The sequence below is a fragment of the Rhizobium sp. P1_C7 genome (assembly GCF_056406295.1).
The window spans coordinates 38,040-55,439 of record NZ_JBFUAL010000002.1; the positions used below are offsets into that span (position 1 = coordinate 38,040).

A 17,400-nucleotide genomic window follows, 5' to 3' on the forward strand; every position below is an offset into this window, starting at 1 on the left:
CGCAAACCGCCATTGTATTTTGCGCATCTTCGGCTAATACGAATTTCAAACGATTTATCCACCCTTGAGCAGGAAGAGCCGATGACCGCAATTACCGATATTATCGCCCGCGAAATTCTCGACAGCCGTGGCAACCCCACCGTCGAAGTCGATGTCTATCTTGAAGATGGCAGCATGGGCCGTGCGGCTGTTCCGTCGGGCGCTTCGACAGGCGCGCACGAAGCCGTCGAAGTTCGCGATGGCGGCAAGCGCTACCTAGGCAAGGGGGTCGAAAAGGCAGTCGAGGCAGTCAACACAGAAATCTTCGACGCAATCGGCGGCATCGATGCCGAAAACCAGATCCAGATCGACAATCTGATGATCGAGCTGGACGGAACTGCGAACAAGTCGCGCCTCGGCGCAAACGCAATCCTCGGCGTTTCGCTCGCCGTCGCAAAGGCTGCGGCCGAAGCCTCCGGCCTGCCGCTCTACCGCTACGTCGGCGGCGCCAGCGCCCACCTGCTGCCGGTTCCGATGATGAACATCATCAACGGCGGCGCGCATGCCGACAACCCGATCGATTTCCAGGAATTCATGATCCTCCCGGTTGGCGCCGATTCGATCCGCGAAGCGGTCCGCATGGGTTCGGAAGTCTTCCATGTCCTCAAGAAGGAACTGTCGGCGCAGGGCCACAACACCAATGTCGGCGACGAAGGCGGTTTCGCGCCTGGCCTGAAGAGCGCGCCTGAGGCCCTCGACTTCATCATGAAGTCGATCGAGAAAGCCGGCTACACGCCGGGCGACGACATCGCACTCGGCCTCGACTGCGCCTCGACCGAATTCTTCAAAAACGGCAGGTACGTACTCGAAGGCGAAGGCCGCACGCTGGAGCCGGGCGCCATGGCCGAATACCTGGCCGAACTTGCAGCGAAATACCCGATCATCTCGATCGAAGACGGCATGGCTGAAGACGACTGGGACGGCTGGAAGGCGCTGACCGATCTGGCTGGCAAGAAGGTCCAACTGGTCGGCGACGATCTCTTCGTCACCAATTCCGCCCGTCTGCGCGACGGCATCCGCATGGGCGTTGCCAACTCGATCCTAGTCAAGGTCAACCAGATCGGCTCGCTGACGGAAACGCTGGACGCCGTCAACACCGCCCACAAGGCAGCCTACACCGCCGTCATGTCACACCGTTCGGGCGAAACCGAAGACTCGACGATTGCCGATCTCGCGGTTGCCACCAACTGCGGCCAGATCAAGACCGGCTCGCTCTCTCGCTCGGACCGTCTCGCAAAGTACAACCAGCTGATCCGCATCGAAGAGGGTCTCGGCCCGCAGGCCCGCTACGCCGGCCGGTCGATCATCCGCGGTTAATTCCGCCTGATTTCAACCATCTGCAACCCGCGCCGGCCTGGCGCGGGTTTTTTGGTGCGTCGCGTTCATAGTCAACGGACGGTTAATCTCTCATCGGTAGTCTCACTCGCAAAGGTAATGCGTTTCGAGAATGCGTGTATGTGGACAAAGCATCATAAGAAGAAAAAGATCGGCCGGTTCGTCGTTCCCGCCATGACTGTCGCCTTTCTTTCCTATTTCGGCTACCATTGCATCCATGGCGATTACGGTCTGCGCGCAACCGAAGTGTTCGAGCGCCAGCGTGTCGCGCGGGAGAGGGAGCTGGCGGTTCTGAAGGGTAAGCGCGAGCATCTTGAAAATCAGGTCGCGCTGTTGAGTGACGGTTCGATGGATAAGGATATGCTGGACGAGAAAGCGCGTCTGCAGCTGAATTTTTCGCGTGCCGACGAGATCGTCATATTCAATCATTATTCAAATTAACCGAAAACAAGTTAATTGGAATAAGTGTAAGTTAATCAATCATTTAACACAGAATATGAGCCATGCATTTATGGCATTGCTGTGGCGAAATTTCTTCCCTATGGTACGCGCCACCTAAGAACCGATAAACCCATAGGGAGGGTTGAATGGCGCCGCGAAAGAACGCGACCGTTTCCAGCCGCAAAACCAGCGCGAAACCTGCACGCAAAGACTCGAACGGAGGCCCCATCGCCGACTTCGATCGTGATGACGAGCTGAAGGCCTATCGCGAGATGCTTCTCATCCGCCGCTTCGAGGAGAAGGCGGGTCAGCTTTACGGCATGGGCTTCATCGGCGGTTTCTGTCATCTCTACATCGGCCAGGAAGCTGTCGTCGTCGGCATGCAGATGGCGCAGAAGGAAGGCGATCAGGTCATCACGGCCTATCGCGACCACGGTCATATGCTGGCCACCGGCATGAGCGCCCGCGGCGTCATGGCGGAACTGACCGGACGCATCAGCGGCTATTCCCGGGGAAAGGGCGGCTCGATGCACATGTTCTCCAAGGAGAAGCATTTCTACGGCGGTCACGGTATCGTTGGTGCCCAGGTGTCTCTCGGCACCGGCCTGGCTTTCGCCAATCGCTATCGTGGCAACGACAGCGTTTCGATCGCCTATTTCGGCGACGGTGCCGCTAACCAGGGCCAGGTTTACGAGAGCTTCAATATGGCTGCTCTCTGGAAGCTGCCGATTATCTACATCGTCGAGAACAACCGCTACGCCATGGGTACCTCCACAGCGCGCGCTACGGCTCAATCGAACTACTCGTTGCGTGGCTCGGGCTTCGGAATTCCCGGCATTCAGGTCGACGGCATGGACGTTCGCGCCGTCAAAGCTGCCGCCGACGAGGCACTTGAGCATTGCCGCTCAGGCAAGGGTCCTATCATTCTCGAAATGCTGACCTATCGTTATCGCGGTCACTCCATGTCCGACCCGGCGAAGTACCGCTCGAAGGACGAAGTGCAGAAGATGCGTTCGGAACACGACCCGATCGAGCAGGTGAAGGCGCGCCTCATCGAGAAGGGTTGGGCATCAGAGGACGACCTGAAGGCGATCGACAAGGATGTCCGCGACATCGTCGCCGACAGCGCTGATTTCGCCCAGTCCGCTCCGGAGCCGGATGCGTCCGAGCTTTATACCGACATTCTGCTTTAAGGGGAGGGTTGACCCATGCCAATCGATATTCTCATGCCCGCCCTCTCTCCCACGATGGAAGAAGGCACACTGTCAAAATGGCTCAAGCAGGAAGGTGACAAGGTCACCTCCGGCGACGTCATTGCCGAGATTGAAACCGACAAGGCGACGATGGAAGTCGAAGCCGTAGACGAAGGCGTCATCGGCAAGCTTTTGGTTCCTGCCGGAACGGAAGGCGTGAAGGTGAATGCCAAGATCGCCGTGCTCCTCCAGGACGGTGAATCGGCGTCTGACATTTCCGCATCCGCTCCCGCGGAGGCTCCGGCCGCTGCGCCGCAAGGTGACGAAAAGAAGGTTGCCGGCGCAGCACAGGCTCCGGTGCCGGCCGAACCAAGGGCTTACGTGCCGAACGATCCTGAAATTCCGGCTGGTACTGAAATGGTCTCCATGACTGTTCGCGAAGCACTCCGCGACGCGATGGCTGAAGAAATGCGCGCGGACGAAAATGTTTTTGTCATGGGCGAAGAAGTTGCTGAATACCAGGGCGCCTACAAGGTCACCCAGGGTCTTTTGCAGGAATTCGGACCACGCCGAGTTGTCGATACCCCGATCACCGAGCACGGCTTTGCCGGTGTCGGCGTGGGTGCTGCGATGTCCGGTCTGAAGCCGATCGTCGAGTTTATGACCTTCAACTTCGCCATGCAGGCGATCGACCAGATCATCAACTCCGCTGCCAAGACGCTCTACATGTCGGGCGGCCAGATGGGCGCGCCGATCGTCTTCCGCGGGCCGAACGGCGCTGCGGCCCGCGTTGGTGCCCAGCACAGCCAGGACTACGCTTCGTGGTACAGCCAGATCCCGGGCCTCAAGGTCGTCATGCCCTACACGGCATCCGACGCCAAGGGCCTGCTCAAGGCTGCCATCCGCGATCCGAACCCAGTTGTCTTCCTTGAAAACGAAATTCTCTATGGTCAGCACTTCGACGTGCCGAAGCTCGATAATTTCGTTCTGCCGATCGGCAAGGCCCGCATTCACCGTCCGGGCAAGGACGTCACGGTCGTCTCCTTTGGTATCGGCATGACCTATGCCACCAAGGCTGTTGCCGAACTCGAAAAGCTCGGCATCGACGTCGAACTGATCGACCTTCGCACGATCCGTCCGATGGACCTGCCGACCGTTATCGAATCCGTCAAGAAGACCGGTCGTCTGGTCACCGTCGAGGAAGGATATCCGCAGAACTCGGTTGGCACCGAAATCGCCACCCGCGTCATGCAGCAGGCATTCGATTATCTCGACGCGCCGATTCTGACCATCGCCGGCAAGGACGTTCCGATGCCTTACGCCGCCAACCTCGAGAAGCTAGCGCTTCCGAATGTCGGTGAAGTCGTCGATGCCGTGAAGACCGTTTGCTACAAGTAACAAGGGGAGCGTATTTCGATGCCTATCAACATCACGATGCCTGCCCTCTCTCCGACGATGGAAGAAGGCAATCTGGCCAAGTGGCTCGTCAAGGAAGGCGATACTGTTAAGTCTGGTGATGTGATCGCCGAGATCGAAACCGACAAGGCGACGATGGAGGTCGAGGCCGTCGATGAGGGCACCGTCGCCAAGATCGTCGTTCCGGCCGGCACCGAAGGCGTCAAGGTCAATGCGCTGATCGCGGTTCTGGCTGCCGAAGGCGAAGATGTGGGCGCCGCCGCGAGCGGTGCGGGCGCTGCCGCTCCGGCTCCAAAGGCCGAAGCTGTCGGTGCGCCGAAGGCTGAAGCCGCAACGGCGCCGTCTATGTCCGTCGCTGCGACTAGTCGGGTCAGCACCGGGGCGCCCGTTGAAAACACCAACCGCACCTTCTCCTCGCCTCTCGCGCGTCGTCTGGCGAAGGAAGCCGGTATCGACCTGTCGGCAATCGCTGGTTCGGGTCCGCATGGCCGTGTCGTCAAGAGCGACGTGGAAGCTGCCGCCGCAGGCGGTGGCGCCGAGGCTGTTCCGGCACCTTCAGCCGCTGCCCCCCAGGTTGCTGCTGCTCCGGCCGCCGCAGCGCCGAAGGGCGCTTCGGAAGAGGCCGTTCTCAAGCTGTTCGAACCTGGCTCCTACGAACTCGTGCCGCATGACGGCATGCGCAAGGTCATCGCCAAGCGCCTCGTCGAATCCAAGCAGACCGTCCCGCACTTCTACGTCACCGTTGATTGCGAGCTCGATGCGCTGCTGGCACTGCGCGCCCAGCTCAACGATGCGGCTCCCCGCAAGGATGGCGGCGCCTCCTACAAGCTGTCCGTCAACGACATGGTCATCAAGGCCATGGCGCTTGCGCTGCGCGATGTTCCTGATGCCAACGTCTCCTGGACAGAAAGCAACATGGTCAAGCACAAGCATGTCGACGTCGGCGTTGCCGTCTCGATCCCGGGCGGCCTGATCACCCCGATCATCCGCAAGGCCGAGGAGAAGACGCTGTCGGTCATTTCCAATGAGATGCGCGATCTCGGTAAGCGCGCCAAGGATCGCAAGCTGAAGCCCGAGGAATTCCAGGGCGGCACGACCTCGGTCTCCAACATGGGCATGATGGGCGTGAAGCAGTTTGCAGCAGTCATCAACCCGCCGCATGCTACGATCCTGGCGGTTGGTGCAGGTGAACAGCGCGTCATTGTCCGCAAGGGCGAGATGGCCATCGCAACCGTGATGAGCGTCACGCTGTCGACGGACCATCGCTGCGTCGACGGCGCTCTCGGCGCCGAGCTGCTGCAGGCATTCAAGGGCTATATCGAAAATCCGATGGGCATGCTCGTCTGAGACGGAAGCGGAGACGCAAATGACGAAGACCGTTCTTTGCTACGGCGACTCGCTGACCTGGGGTTATGACGCCGTTTCCATCGGCCGTCACGATTACAAGGACCGTTGGCCGAGCACGCTGCAGGCAGCGCTCGGCAACGAGGTCAGGATCATCGCCGAGGGCCTGAACGGTCGCACGACCGCATTCGACGATCATCTCGCCGATTGCGATCGCAACGGTGCACGCATCCTGCCGACGATCCTGCAGACGCATGCGCCGCTCGATCTCGTTATCCTCCTTCTCGGCACCAACGACATGAAGCCAGTTGTGGCGGGGTCGGCTTTTGCAGCCTGCCAGGGAATCGCTCGGCTGGTCAGGCTGATCCGCAATCATGCCTGGCCTTTCGAATTCGACGCTCCGGACATTCTGATCGTTGCACCGCCGAAGGTCTGCGAGACGGCAAACGTACCGTTCGCGGCGTCCTTCGTCGGAGGCATCGAGGAGTCCGCCAAGCTTGCGACCCTCTACCGCGATCTTGCCGACGAACTGGGCTGCGGCTTCTTCGATGGCAATTCTGTTGCCAAGACGACGCCGCTGGACGGCATACACCTTGATGCGGAGAATACCCGCGCTCTCGGGCGCGGTCTGGAATCGACCGTGAGGATGATGTTGGGGCTTTGACCATGGGGTCTTTCGTGACGCTCCGTCCCGCGGTGCGGGAGGATGCGGCCGAACTGGCGGTTCTCGCGGATATAGCCTCGCATGGCCTTGCTTCGTGGCTCTGGCTGACCGACCTTGGAAACGGCGGCGGTGACACGCCGATGGAGCTGGGCCGGCGGAAAATGCGCAGCGACGAAGGTCATGGCACCTGGGGCGATGCCGTCCTCGCTGAGGCCTATGGCGAGATTGCCGGAGCGGCGATCGGTTACGGTCTCGGCGAAGACATACGGAACATCCAACCGGATCGCCCGGCCCTCAAGCCGGCAATCGATCTGCAGAAGATGGTGATTGGAAGCTGGTTTATCGGGACGCTCGGTGTCTACAGCCACTTGCGCGGCATCGGGATCGGCAACCGGATACTGGAAGATCAGATTGAGCGAGCGGGAGAACTGCCGGTCAGCCTGATCACCGCGAGCGACAACGAAGCGGCACTGGCGCTTTATAAGAGGAATGGATTTTCGGAAAAGGCGCGCGCCGACGCGGTGTCTTTTTTCGAAAGCAGCAGGAAACACGAGTGGGTGCTTCTCACCCGCGACGCCCGATAACAAAGGCAGGAAAATATGGCTGAGAATTACGACGTCATCATCATCGGCTCCGGTCCGGGCGGCTATGTCGCCGCAGTGCGCGCCAGCCAGCTGGGTCTCAAGACCGCGATCGTCGAGCGCGAGCATCTCGGTGGCATCTGCCTGAACTGGGGCTGTATTCCGACCAAGGCGCTGCTTCGCTCGGCCGAGATTCTCGACCATTCCAACCACCTCAAGGACTATGGCCTCGTTCTCGAGGGCAAGGTCAGCGCCGATGTGAAGGCTGTCGTCGCCCGCTCGCGCGACGTCTCCGCCCGCCTCAATACCGGCGTCGGCTTCCTGATGAAGAAGAACAAGGTGGATGTGATCTGGGGCGAAGCCAAGATCACCAAGCCCGGTGAAGTCGTCGTCACAAAGTCCAGCAAGCCCGCCGTCGAGCCGCAGCACCCGCTGCCGAAGAACATCAAGAGCGCCGAGGGAACCTACACTACCAAGCACATTATCGTCGCTACCGGCGCCCGTCCGCGCGCTCTGCCCGGCATCGAGCCGGATGGCAAGCTGATCTGGACCTATTTCGAAGCGCTGAAGCCGGATGGCCTGCCGAAGTCGCTGATCGTCATGGGCTCGGGCGCGATCGGCATCGAGTTTGCAAGTTTCTATCGTTCGATGGGCGTTGACGTCACGGTCGTTGAGGTCATGCCGACCATCATGCCGGTCGAAGACGCGGAAGTTACCGCGATCGCCCGCAAGCAGCTGGAAAAGCGCGGCCTGAAGATCTTCACTAGCGCCAAGGTCACCAAGGTCGAAAAGGCTGCAAACAGCGTAACCGCGCATGTCGAGACCGCGGACGGCGAGGTTCAGCAGATTACGGCGGACCGGATGATTTCGGCCGTGGGCGTACAGGGCAATATCGAAAACCTCGGTCTCGAAGCCCTTGGCGTAAAAACAGACCGCGGCTGCGTCGTGATCGACGGCTATGGGAAGACCAACGTGCCGGGCATCTACGCCATCGGCGACGTCGCCGGCCCGCCGATGCTTGCCCACAAGGCCGAGCATGAAGGCGTCGTCTGCGTCGAAAAGATCGCGGGTCTGCCGAACGTGCATCCAACCGACAAGAGCAGGGTTCCGGGCTGCACCTATTGCAAACCGCAGGTCGCCTCCGTGGGCCTCACCGAAGCCAAGGCCAAGGAGCAGGGCCGCGACATCCGCGTCGGCCGCTTCTCGTTTGCAGCCAACGGCAAGGCGATCGCACTTGGAGAAGACCAGGGTATGGTCAAGGTCATCTTCGACAAGAGGACCGGCGAGCTGCTCGGCGCCCATATGGTCGGCGCGGAAGTGACCGAACTGATCCAGGGATTCGTCGTCGCGATGAACCTCGAGACGACCGAAGAAGAACTGATGCACACGATCTTCCCGCACCCAACGGTGTCCGAAAGCATGAAGGAAGCCGTTCTCGATGCTTACGGCCGTGTTCTGAACGCTTGATAGCTTTCTTCGCCGCCCCTCTATCCGGGGGCGCGAGCATCCCAGGTTGGCGAAAGTCTTACCGGCAGGGGTGGAAAAAGCGAAAGGAAATCGTCATGTACTCAGGCATTGCTTGTCGTTCTCCTGCTTCGGTCTGCTCGCGGGCTTTCTCGCCAGTCTAATCGTCGGTGGAGGCGGATTGATACGATGCCCGCTCAGCGGCATCATCGGCGCGTTCGTCGGAGGGTTCCTCTTCAGCAGGCTCCGGATTTCGCTGGGAATTGAAAATGGGATCGTGGTGCAGATCATTCACGCGACCGTCGGTGCCGTCATCGTGGTGCTGGGCGACAGCGTAAGGGACAGGGACAGGGACAGCATGGAAGGCGTAGGCTGGATTGCCGCAATCATCATCGGCGGTTTTGCAGGTTGGCTCGCGGGCAAGCTGATGGATGCCCGTTACGGCATATTGCTGAACATCGTGCTCGGGATCGTCGGCTCGGTGGTCGCGACCGCCATCTTGGCTCAGTTTCATCTTGAAGTGGCCGGCGGCAGGCTCGACTACTTCATTACGGGTTTCCTTGGTGCCTGCCTGCTGATATTCGTCGCGCGGCTTGCACGCCGATAGGTCCTTGCCGCATGGGGCGGCGGAGAGTTGAACTGCTATGGTAACCATTCTCGACACGATCAATCCCGACGCAAAACGCGTGCGGCATCCGGAAAAGGCGCATCGCCCCGACACGGAAATCCTGCGCAAGCCGGACTGGATCCGCGTCAAGGCGCCGACCTCCAAGGGTTACGCCGAAACCCGCTCGATCGTGAAGGAGCACAAGCTCGTCACCGTCTGCGAGGAAGCCGGGTGCCCCAATATCGGCGAGTGCTGGGACAAGAAGCACGCGACCTTCATGATCATGGGCGAGATCTGTACGCGCGCCTGCGCCTTCTGCAATGTCGCGACAGGCAAGCCCAATGCGCTCGACATGGCCGAGCCCGAAAACGTCGCGAAAGCCGTCAAGCAGATGGGCCTCAGCCACGTCGTCATCACCTCCGTCGATCGCGACGATCTGGCAGATGGCGGCGCCGAGCATTTCGAGAAGGTGATCTTGGCCATCCGCGCTGCGTCACCGGCAACCACGATCGAAATCCTGACGCCGGACTTCCTGAAGAAGCCCGGCGCGCTGGAGCGTGTCGTTGCTGCCAAGCCCGACGTCTTCAACCACAATATGGAAACCGTGCCGGGCAACTACCTGACGGTTCGCCCGGGCGCCCGCTACTTCCACTCCATTCGCCTGCTCCAGCGCGTGAAGGAGCTGGATCCGACGATGTTCACCAAGTCGGGCATCATGGTCGGTCTCGGCGAAGAGCGCAACGAAGTGCTGCAGCTGATGGACGACCTGCGCACCGCAGACGTCGACTTCTTGACGATCGGCCAGTACCTGCAGCCGACCCGCAAGCACCACGCGGTCATGAGCTTCGTCACGCCCGAGGAATTCAAGTCCTACGAGACCGTGGCGTATACCAAGGGCTTCCTGATGGTCGCTTCGAGCCCGCTGACGCGCTCCTCGCACCACGCCGGCGACGACTTCGCCCGCCTCAGGGTCGCGCGCGAGAAGAAACAGTTGATCGCCGCCGAGTAGGCCCGGTTGTTTAATATTTTAAGTTGTGTAAATTGAGCGGCTCCGATTTCTGGAGCTCCCGCATGCCCAACAACATCTCAGCGGTCGAGGATGCTGCTGAAGCCCTGCGGCGGGCGCGCCGAGTTGCCGTCTTCGGGTGCTCCGGCGGCGGCAAGAGCACGTTTTCGCAAAAACTGGCGCCGATTTCTCGGCGTCAGCGACGACCGCGAGGTTTACTGGTTGCCCGGCTGGGCTCCGAGAGCGCGGCCCGAACAGCGGGAGTTGATCGCCGGGATCGTCGACGAAGACAGCTGGATTATCGACGGCAGCACTCCCAAGTCGCTCAATCTACGATTGCCGCGCGCGGATGTCGTTCTCTGGCGCGCATGCCTCGCTGGCTCTGCCTCTGGAGCATCGTCAAGCGCGGCGTCGTATATCGTGGAAAGATCCGGTCCGACATGGCGCCGGGGTGTCCCGAGAGGATGCCGGACCTGGAGTTTCATCACGTATGTCTGGAATTTCGAGAGAGACGAAGTCCCCGAATTCATGGAAGGTATCCGGCTCCACGGTCCCTTTGTTCCCATCTTCCGGCTCACGAGCAGGACTGAGATGAGCCGCCTTCTCAATTTGTTGGGTCCTAAAGCGTGCAGCACTTCGATTCGATAGATGTTTCAGGAATGGAAACATGCCGAATTTTATCACCGATTTTGGTCACGCGGCCGCTCTCCTGAACGGTGCCGACCGAATCCTGGTGATCGGATGCTCCGGTGGCGGAAAATCGACCCTTTCGCAGGCGATCGCTGCACGTTTCCATTTGGCCTATATCTCCATCGACCGCGACATCCGCTGGCTGCCCGGGTGGAATCAACGCAGCAAGGAGGAGCAGCGACAGCGCATTGTCGAGAGGATCGCTCCAGACCGGTGGATCATGGACGGCACCAGCACGTCCAGTTTCGATATTCGCGTCCCGCGCAGCGATATCGTCATCTGGATGCGTATGCCGCGTCTGCTTTGCATATGGGGTGCTGTCACCCGCTGGCTGAAGTTTATCGGACGCACGCGGCCGGAAATGGCGCCGGGTTGCATCGAGAAGGTCGATTGGGAGTTCCTGGAATTCATTTGGACCTTCGAGACCAGGTACACACCGCATATCGTCGCTGGTATGGCGGCTTACGGCCCCCTTAAGCCGGTTATCGAACTAAAATCCCGCCGTCAGATGCGCCGCCTTCTTGATCTTCTCGGCGCTCCCGCTTAATTGCCGATCATGCCTCAGTTCGAAACGCATCGACCCGTTCCCCACTCCGCAGATCAGATGTTCGACCTCGTCGCAGACGTCGAGCGCTATCCGGAGTTCCTGCCTCTTTGTGAAGCCCTTTCCATCCGCAGCCGCAAGGAGCGCGACGGCAAGATACTTCTGATTGCCGACATGACCGTCGGCTACAAGGCGATCCGCGAGACCTTCACGACACAGGTCCTGCTCAACAAGGCCGAGCGTATAATCGACGTCAAATACATCGACGGGCCGTTCAAGTATCTCGACAATCGTTGGCGATTCGAGGACACGGCAACGGGTTCCAACGTGCACTTCTTCATCGACTATGAGTTCAGGAGCCGCATCCTCGGCGCGCTCATGGGCTCGATGTTCGACCGGGCTTTCCGCATGTTTTCCGAAGCATTCGAGACGCGTGCCGGGAAGATCTACACCTGAGTCAGTTGCCTGAGCATGGCGAGTGCCGTTCTGACGGTTGCAAGCCGCACCTGATCGCGGCCGATATCCCCGTAGAGCATCTTTCGATGAGCAAGCCCGGACGTGCGTGACTTAGCCGCAAGGTGAACAAGGCCGACCGGCTTCTCCGCCGATCCTCCGCCTGGACCGGCTACGCCGGTCACCGCGATCGCTATGTCGGCATGTGAGCGGAAGAGGGCGCCGTGCACCATTTGCCGCGCCGTCTCTTCCGAGACCGCACCATAGCGGGCGAGCGTGTCTTCCTGGACGCCTAGCATCTCGGTCTTTGCCTTATTCGTATAGGTGACGAAGCCCCGGTCCACGACCGCCGAAGAGCCAGCGATCTCCGTCAGGGCGCCGGCAATCAGGCCACCGGTGCAGGATTCTGCCGCCGAGATCATCAATCCGGCAGCCGTGAAGTCGCGGATGATTGCTTCGGCCTCCGCGATAATGTCGGCAGGGAACGGGCTCATGGCTTGGCACCTCGATACACGACGGTGGCAGTGGCGATCGCAGCGATGCCCTCGCGGCGGCCGACGAAGCCGATCGTCTCGTTGGTGGTGGCCTTGACCGAGCACCGGTCGATCGAAATGCCGAGAAACTCTGATAGCTTGGCGCGCATTGCATCGCGGTGCGGACCGACCTTCGGTGCTTCGGCGATAAGCGACACGTCGGCGTTCATGATAGTACCGCCGCGCTCCCGCACGATCCTGGCGGCATGCTCGATGAAGATGCGCGACGGGGCACCTTTCCACCTCGGATCCGATGGCGGGAAATGGTCGCCGATATCGCCGGCGCCACAAGTGGCAAGCAGGGCGTCCGTCAGTGCGTGAAGCGCAACATCGGCATCTGAATGTCCCTTCAGCGTCTGGTCGTGCGGAATGAAGACGCCGCACAGCGTCACGCCGTCGCCGGCCTCGAGCTGGTGTACGTCGTAGCCGTTGCCGGTGCGCACATCGGGAAGGTGCGTGCCTGAAAGTCTGTTGTCCGCCATCGCGATGTCACGCCTCATTGTCAGCTTCACGTTGTCCACAGTTCCTTCGACGATGATAACCGGAATGCCCGCCCATTCGGCAATGGCAGCGTCGTCGGTGAAATCGGCACGCCCCGCGCTCGCTGCTTTCTCGTGCGCGGCAAAAATAGGTTCGAAGGCGAAGGATTGCGGCGTCTGTGCGGCATAAAGCTGCGCGCGGGGAACCGTTTCAATCACCGTCCCGCTAGCATCGGCGCGTTTCAGGGTGTCCGCAACGGCCATCGCCGGTAAAACGGCATCCGCGCCGTCCGATAGGGCGTCGGCGATACGAGCGAGGAGGTCGTGCTCGAAGAACGGCCGCACCGCGTCGTGGATCATGACATGCGTAACCGCCTTTGACTTCAGATGACGCAGGCCTGCCAGAACCGACTGCTGGCGCGTGGCACCGCCGTGAACGACATCGACCGGGACACCGGATGCAAGTTCGCCGGCAGCCTTGGCAAAGAGCGCCTCGTCGTCAGGATGAATCACCACGACGATCTGTCGTGCCGCATGCCATGCGATGAATTTTTCGAGCGTATGTGCAATGACCGGCTTGCTGCCGATCAGGCGATACTGTTTCGGCCCGTCTTCAGACGCGCCCGCGCGTTCGCCGCGTCCGGCGGCGACGACGACAATTCCGATCGATATCGGTTGCGTTTGATGCATTTGCGGCATAAATCCCCAAAAAGCAGAATTTGCACTGGTGCTCTAACGGCTTGGCGCACCGAATTCCAGCATTTGCCCGAAAAATATCAATTCGGGCTCTGCCCCCTTGGCAAGCCATTTAAACCTGTCTAAAAATAGTGCACCTGTCCGGCGTGCCTGAAAGATAATCATTTGTCTGAAGTAGACCTCGCATCCCCTTTGCGGATCGGAACCGTCACGGTGCGCAACCGCGTCGTGCTGGCACCGATGTCCGGCGTAACCGATATGCCCTTCCGCCAGTTGGCGTCGCGCCATGGTGCCGGCCTGGTCGTGACGGAAATGGTGGCAAGCCGCGAACTTGTCAACAATACCTCCGAATCCTGGGCGCGACTGGAGGCCGCGGGCTTCCAGCCGCATATGGTGCAGCTTGCGGGGCGTGAGGCGCATTGGATGGCGGAGGCTGCAAAAATTGCCGCAGACCACGGTGCCGACATCATTGACATCAACATGGGCTGTCCTGCCAAGAAGGTGATCGGCGGCTACTCCGGTTCCGCCCTGATGCGCGATCCCGAGCATGCGCTTGGTCTCATCGAAGCGACCGTCAAGGCAGTCAATGTGCCCGTGACGCTGAAGATGCGGCTAGGCTGGGACGAGAATTCCATCAACGCCCCTGAGATCGCCAAGCGCGCCGAGGATGCCGGCGTTCAGCTCGTGACCATTCACGGCCGTACGCGCATGCAGTTTTACGAGGGGCGCGCCGATTGGGATGCGATCCGCGCTGTCCGCGACGTCCTCTCCATTCCGTTGGTCGCCAACGGCGATGTCGAGACCGTTGAGGATGCACATGAAATTCTGCGGCGCTCCTGCGCAGACGCAGTCATGATCGGTCGCGGGTGCCAAGGGCGGCCTTGGCATGCGGGCGTGCTTGCCGGAGGGGAGGCGCCGCAGGGCCGGGAGATCGCCGATATTGCTGCCGAGCACTATCGGACGATGCTTGAGTTCTATGGCGAGGGGGTTGCCGTACGCCATGCGCGCAAGCATCTCGGTTGGTATCTGGAGCGCTTCGCTCCGGCAATCGCGGCGGCCGACAAAGCTGCGATCATGACTGCGCGGGATCCCGCTGAGGTTTCGCAACGATTCTACGATGCCCTGACAGCCGCGGCATCTGACAACGAGACCCGGGAGGCCGCATGACAAACGATATGCCGCTATCGGCCGACCATGCCGGCAGCGCCGTTGCCATGGCGGTGCTCAACGCCATTCAGAATCCGGTTGTCATGGTCAATGAGGCCGGGCTTGTGGTATTTGCCAATTGGGAAGCCGAGGCGTTCTTCGGCGCCAGTGCCTCGCATCTTGCTCGCTACAAGATCTCGACATTCATTCCGTTCGGAAGCCCGCTTCTGGCGCTGATCGATCAAGTGAGGGAACGCCGCGCACCGATCAACGAGTATCGCGTCGACCTGAGTTCGCCCCGGCTTGGCCAGGACAAGCTGGTGGATATTTACGTGGCACCGGTGGTTAGCGAACCCGGCTCCGTCGTGATCGTCTTCCAGGAGCGCTCGATGGCCGACAAAATCGACCGGCAGCTGACCCATCGCGCGGCGGCCCGCTCGGTGACCGGCCTGGCCTCGATGCTTGCGCATGAGATCAAGAATCCGCTCTCGGGGATTCGCGGCGCAGCACAGCTTCTCGAGCAGTCGGCAGACGATGAAGATCGTGCCCTTACGCGTCTTATCTGCGACGAAACCGACCGTATTGTTTCGCTTGTCGATCGCATGGAGGTGTTCTCGGACGAGCGCCCGGTCGATCGCGTGCCGGTCAACATTCATTCTGTTCTCGATCATGTGAAGGCGGTCGCCAAGGCAGGCTTCGCGCGTCATCTCCGGATCACGGAAAGCTACGACCCGTCGTTGCCATCAGTCTATGCCAACCGCGATCAGCTCGTTCAGGTTTTCCTCAACCTCGTCAAGAATGCCGCAGAGGCGGTCGGCGACCGGCCGGACGGCGAGATCGTGCTGACGACCGCCTACCGCCCCGGCATCCGCCTTTCGGTTGCCGGCACGCGGGAGAAGATTTCGCTGCCGCTGGAGTTCTGCGTTCAGGACAACGGACCGGGCGTGCCATCCGATCTACTGCCCCATCTCTTCGATCCGTTCATTACCACGAAGACGAACGGTAGCGGCCTTGGCCTTGCGCTCGTGGCCAAGATCATCGGCGATCACGGTGGCATCATCGAATGCGACAGCCAGAGCAACAAGACAACCTTCCGTGTTCTCATGCCTGCATCCAAGGATGCCTCGCTTGAGGACGCAACGATCATGAACCCCACAGGACCAGGACCTTCTCGATGACAGCAACGATCCTCGTCGCAGATGATGATGCGGCAATTCGTACCGTGCTTAATCAGGCCTTGAGCCGAGCCGGTTATGACGTGCGTATCACCTCCAATGCCGCAACGCTGTGGCGCTGGGTTTCGGCCGGCGAGGGCGATCTCGTCGTGACTGACGTCGTGATGCCGGATGAGAATGCATTCGATCTGCTGCCGCGCATAAAGAAGGCGCGTCCGGACCTCCCGGTCCTCGTCATGAGCGCACAGAACACCTTTATGACTGCCATCAAGGCGTCGGAGAAGGGCGCCTACGACTATCTCCCGAAGCCATTCGACCTGACCGAACTGATCGGCATCATCGGGCGTGCGCTGGCGGAACCGAAACGCAAGCCGGTGAAGCTCGATGAGGACATGCAGGATGGGATGCCGTTGGTGGGCCGTTCGGCGGCGATGCAGGAAATCTACCGTGTGCTCGCGCGCCTGATGCAGACAGATCTGACGCTTATGATCACCGGCGAGTCAGGCACGGGGAAGGAGCTTGTTGCCCGCGCGCTTCACGACTACGGCAAGCGCCGCAACGGCCCGTTCGTGGCCATCAACATGGCCGCCATTCCGCGCGATCTGATCGAATCGGAACTGTTTGGCCACGAAAAAGGAGCCTTCACCGGCGCGCAGACGCGTTCGACCGGCCGCTTCGAACAGGCGGAGGGCGGCACGCTCTTCCTCGACGAAATCGGCGATATGCCGATGGATGCGCAGACGCGCCTGCTTCGCGTCCTGCAGCAGGGCGAATATACGACCGTCGGCGGACGCACGCCGATCCGCACCGATGTCCGCATCGTGGCAGCAACCAACAAGGACCTCAAGCAGGCTATCAACCAGGGCCTGTTCCGCGAAGACCTCTACTACCGCCTCAACGTGGTGCCGTTGCGTCTGCCGCCGCTGCGCGACCGCGCTGAAGACATTCCAGACCTCGTCCGCCACTTCATCCAACAGGCGGAAAAGGAAGGCCTGGGTACCAAGCGCTTCGATCAGGAGGCGCTGGATCTGATGAAGGCCTATGCGTGGCCGGGCAACGTGCGCGAACTCGAGAACCTTATTCGCCGCCTGATGGCGCTTTATCCGCAGGATGTCATCACGCGCGAAATCATCGAATCGGAATTGCGTTCGGACGTCCCGGATAGCCCCATCGAGAAGGGGCCCATCCGCAATGGCAACATGACCATTGCGCAGGCTGTCGAAGAAAACATGCGAACATACTTCGCGAGTTTCGGCGATAACCTACCGCCTCCCGGCCTCTATGACCGCGTGCTGACGGAAATGGAGTATCCGCTCATTCTCGCAGCACTGACGGCCACGCGCGGGAACCAGATCAAGGCGGCCGATCTGCTTGGCCTCAACCGCAATACGCTGCGCAAGAAGATCAGGGAACTAGGTGTATCCGTGTACAGAAGCTCCCGTACAGCTTGACAATGTGACAGGCTGCGTTGCATTTTCGCCACATTGCGTTGCTTATAAGTCACGCAAGGGGTTTGTGTTTTCGTAGCTGTTCTAGACCCATCTGGTCCTCGTTCGACGGTCTCGGGCGGGAAGTGTTGCGGTTTCCAAATCCG

At 60.4% G+C, this 17,400-nt stretch carries 17 protein-coding genes and 2 pseudogenes; 17 read left to right on the forward strand and 2 right to left on the reverse strand.

Features of this window, described 5'->3' with window-relative positions:
- The first annotated feature begins 81 nt into the window (after positions 1–81).
- The 14 genes and pseudogenes from eno to AC1D2R_RS03325 all read left to right on the forward strand — a co-directional run bounded on the left by eno (position 82) and on the right by AC1D2R_RS03325 (position 11,780).
- Positions 82–1,356: a phosphopyruvate hydratase gene (gene eno, locus AC1D2R_RS03260; protein ID WP_477964732.1), complete on the forward strand. Its 1,275-nt coding sequence runs from the start codon at positions 82–84 to the stop codon at positions 1,354–1,356.
- A gap of 138 nt (positions 1,357–1,494) precedes the next feature.
- Positions 1,495–1,815, forward strand: coding sequence for an FtsB family cell division protein (locus tag AC1D2R_RS03265; RefSeq protein ID WP_477964734.1), 321 nt, complete (start codon positions 1,495–1,497; stop codon positions 1,813–1,815).
- 146 nt (positions 1,816–1,961) lie between these two features.
- Positions 1,962–3,008 carry a pyruvate dehydrogenase (acetyl-transferring) E1 component subunit alpha gene (pdhA, locus tag AC1D2R_RS03270; RefSeq protein ID WP_477964736.1) on the forward strand — a complete coding sequence of 349 codons (1,047 nt, stop codon included), beginning with the start codon at positions 1,962–1,964 and terminating at the stop codon, positions 3,006–3,008.
- A gap of 15 nt (positions 3,009–3,023) precedes the next feature.
- Positions 3,024–4,406 (forward strand): pyruvate dehydrogenase complex E1 component subunit beta, encoded by a 1,383-nt coding sequence (locus AC1D2R_RS03275; RefSeq protein WP_477964738.1) that lies wholly within the window; start codon positions 3,024–3,026, stop codon positions 4,404–4,406.
- An 18-nt stretch (positions 4,407–4,424) separates the two neighbouring features.
- Positions 4,425–5,771: a pyruvate dehydrogenase complex dihydrolipoamide acetyltransferase gene (locus AC1D2R_RS03280; protein ID WP_477964740.1), complete on the forward strand. Its 1,347-nt coding sequence runs from the start codon at positions 4,425–4,427 to the stop codon at positions 5,769–5,771.
- Positions 5,772–5,790: 19 nt separating this feature from the next.
- Positions 5,791–6,432 carry an SGNH/GDSL hydrolase family protein gene (locus AC1D2R_RS03285; RefSeq protein WP_477964742.1) on the forward strand — a complete coding sequence of 214 codons (642 nt, stop codon included), beginning with the start codon at positions 5,791–5,793 and terminating at the stop codon, positions 6,430–6,432.
- 2 nt (positions 6,433–6,434) lie between these two features.
- The gene (locus AC1D2R_RS03290) at positions 6,435–7,016 is read left to right on the forward strand and encodes a GNAT family N-acetyltransferase (RefSeq protein WP_477964744.1); all 582 of its coding nucleotides are present in this window, start codon (positions 6,435–6,437) and stop codon (positions 7,014–7,016) included.
- A gap of 15 nt (positions 7,017–7,031) precedes the next feature.
- Entirely contained in the window at positions 7,032–8,480 is a 1,449-nt protein-coding gene (gene lpdA / locus AC1D2R_RS03295) for a dihydrolipoyl dehydrogenase (protein WP_477964746.1), read from the forward strand.
- A 108-nt stretch (positions 8,481–8,588) separates the two neighbouring features.
- Positions 8,589–8,802, forward strand: a pseudogene (locus AC1D2R_RS03300) (GlsB/YeaQ/YmgE family stress response membrane protein); the annotation flags it as partial.
- A 33-nt stretch (positions 8,803–8,835) separates the two neighbouring features.
- Positions 8,836–9,084 carry a GlsB/YeaQ/YmgE family stress response membrane protein gene (locus AC1D2R_RS03305; RefSeq protein WP_477965379.1) on the forward strand — a complete coding sequence of 83 codons (249 nt, stop codon included), beginning with the start codon at positions 8,836–8,838 and terminating at the stop codon, positions 9,082–9,084.
- Between the two features lie 37 nt (positions 9,085–9,121).
- Positions 9,122–10,093, forward strand: coding sequence for a lipoyl synthase (gene lipA / locus AC1D2R_RS03310; protein WP_477964748.1), 972 nt, complete (start codon positions 9,122–9,124; stop codon positions 10,091–10,093).
- 62 nt (positions 10,094–10,155) lie between these two features.
- Positions 10,156–10,738, forward strand: a pseudogene (locus tag AC1D2R_RS03315) (P-loop NTPase family protein).
- 19 nt (positions 10,739–10,757) lie between these two features.
- A complete protein-coding gene (locus AC1D2R_RS03320; protein ID WP_477964750.1) occupies positions 10,758–11,327 on the forward strand; it encodes a P-loop NTPase family protein in 570 nt (189 codons plus the stop codon).
- 9 nt (positions 11,328–11,336) lie between these two features.
- Positions 11,337–11,780 carry a type II toxin-antitoxin system RatA family toxin gene (locus AC1D2R_RS03325; protein ID WP_477964752.1) on the forward strand — a complete coding sequence of 148 codons (444 nt, stop codon included), beginning with the start codon at positions 11,337–11,339 and terminating at the stop codon, positions 11,778–11,780.
- Here the strand turns inward: AC1D2R_RS03325 and AC1D2R_RS03330 are convergent.
- Both AC1D2R_RS03330 and AC1D2R_RS03335 read right to left on the reverse strand, forming a co-directional pair.
- Complete coding sequence (locus tag AC1D2R_RS03330) at positions 11,771–12,271, reverse strand: CinA family protein (RefSeq protein ID WP_477964754.1); 501 nt, start codon at positions 12,269–12,271, stop codon at positions 11,771–11,773. The genes AC1D2R_RS03325 and AC1D2R_RS03330 overlap by 10 nt on opposite strands.
- Positions 12,268–13,488, reverse strand: coding sequence for a bifunctional 2-C-methyl-D-erythritol 4-phosphate cytidylyltransferase/2-C-methyl-D-erythritol 2,4-cyclodiphosphate synthase (locus AC1D2R_RS03335; RefSeq protein WP_477964756.1), 1,221 nt, complete (start codon positions 13,486–13,488; stop codon positions 12,268–12,270). The genes AC1D2R_RS03330 and AC1D2R_RS03335 overlap by 4 nt, the downstream gene beginning before the upstream one ends.
- A 162-nt stretch (positions 13,489–13,650) precedes the next feature.
- Between AC1D2R_RS03335 and dusB the strand changes: the two genes are divergently transcribed.
- Genes dusB through ntrC form a run of 3 tightly spaced genes read left to right on the forward strand, consistent with a single transcriptional unit; the run spans position 13,651 to position 17,257 of the window.
- The gene (gene dusB / locus AC1D2R_RS03340) at positions 13,651–14,652 is read left to right on the forward strand and encodes a tRNA dihydrouridine synthase DusB (RefSeq protein WP_477964758.1); all 1,002 of its coding nucleotides are present in this window, start codon (positions 13,651–13,653) and stop codon (positions 14,650–14,652) included.
- A complete protein-coding gene (locus AC1D2R_RS03345) occupies positions 14,649–15,809 on the forward strand; it encodes a two-component system sensor histidine kinase NtrB (protein ID WP_477964760.1) in 1,161 nt (386 codons plus the stop codon). Before dusB ends, AC1D2R_RS03345 begins: the two co-directional genes overlap by 4 nt.
- The gene (gene ntrC, locus AC1D2R_RS03350; RefSeq protein WP_477964762.1) at positions 15,806–17,257 is read left to right on the forward strand and encodes a nitrogen regulation protein NR(I); all 1,452 of its coding nucleotides are present in this window, start codon (positions 15,806–15,808) and stop codon (positions 17,255–17,257) included. Before AC1D2R_RS03345 ends, ntrC begins: the two co-directional genes overlap by 4 nt.
- Positions 17,258–17,400: the final 143 nt, after the last annotated feature.

Excerpts from the sequence above, each read along its gene's own strand:
- eno (WP_477964732.1), top strand. The coding sequence starts at position 82 with ATGACCGCAATTACCGATATTATCGCCCGCGAAATTCTCGACAGCCGT.
- AC1D2R_RS03265 (WP_477964734.1), top strand. The coding sequence starts at position 1,495 with ATGTGGACAAAGCATCATAAGAAGAAAAAGATCGGCCGGTTCGTCGTT.
- pdhA (WP_477964736.1), top strand. The coding sequence starts at position 1,962 with ATGGCGCCGCGAAAGAACGCGACCGTTTCCAGCCGCAAAACCAGCGCG.
- AC1D2R_RS03275 (WP_477964738.1), top strand. The coding sequence starts at position 3,024 with ATGCCAATCGATATTCTCATGCCCGCCCTCTCTCCCACGATGGAAGAA.
- AC1D2R_RS03280 (WP_477964740.1), top strand. The coding sequence starts at position 4,425 with ATGCCTATCAACATCACGATGCCTGCCCTCTCTCCGACGATGGAAGAA.
- AC1D2R_RS03285 (WP_477964742.1), top strand. The coding sequence starts at position 5,791 with ATGACGAAGACCGTTCTTTGCTACGGCGACTCGCTGACCTGGGGTTAT.
- AC1D2R_RS03290 (WP_477964744.1), top strand. The coding sequence starts at position 6,435 with ATGGGGTCTTTCGTGACGCTCCGTCCCGCGGTGCGGGAGGATGCGGCC.
- lpdA (WP_477964746.1), top strand. The coding sequence starts at position 7,032 with ATGGCTGAGAATTACGACGTCATCATCATCGGCTCCGGTCCGGGCGGC.
- AC1D2R_RS03305 (WP_477965379.1), top strand. The coding sequence starts at position 8,836 with ATGGAAGGCGTAGGCTGGATTGCCGCAATCATCATCGGCGGTTTTGCA.
- lipA (WP_477964748.1), top strand. The coding sequence starts at position 9,122 with ATGGTAACCATTCTCGACACGATCAATCCCGACGCAAAACGCGTGCGG.
- AC1D2R_RS03320 (WP_477964750.1), top strand. The coding sequence starts at position 10,758 with ATGCCGAATTTTATCACCGATTTTGGTCACGCGGCCGCTCTCCTGAAC.
- AC1D2R_RS03325 (WP_477964752.1), top strand. The coding sequence starts at position 11,337 with ATGCCTCAGTTCGAAACGCATCGACCCGTTCCCCACTCCGCAGATCAG.
- AC1D2R_RS03330 (WP_477964754.1), bottom strand. The coding sequence starts at position 12,271 with ATGAGCCCGTTCCCTGCCGACATTATCGCGGAGGCCGAAGCAATCATC.
- AC1D2R_RS03335 (WP_477964756.1), bottom strand. The coding sequence starts at position 13,488 with ATGCCGCAAATGCATCAAACGCAACCGATATCGATCGGAATTGTCGTC.
- AC1D2R_RS03345 (WP_477964760.1), top strand. The coding sequence starts at position 14,649 with ATGACAAACGATATGCCGCTATCGGCCGACCATGCCGGCAGCGCCGTT.
- ntrC (WP_477964762.1), top strand. The coding sequence starts at position 15,806 with ATGACAGCAACGATCCTCGTCGCAGATGATGATGCGGCAATTCGTACC.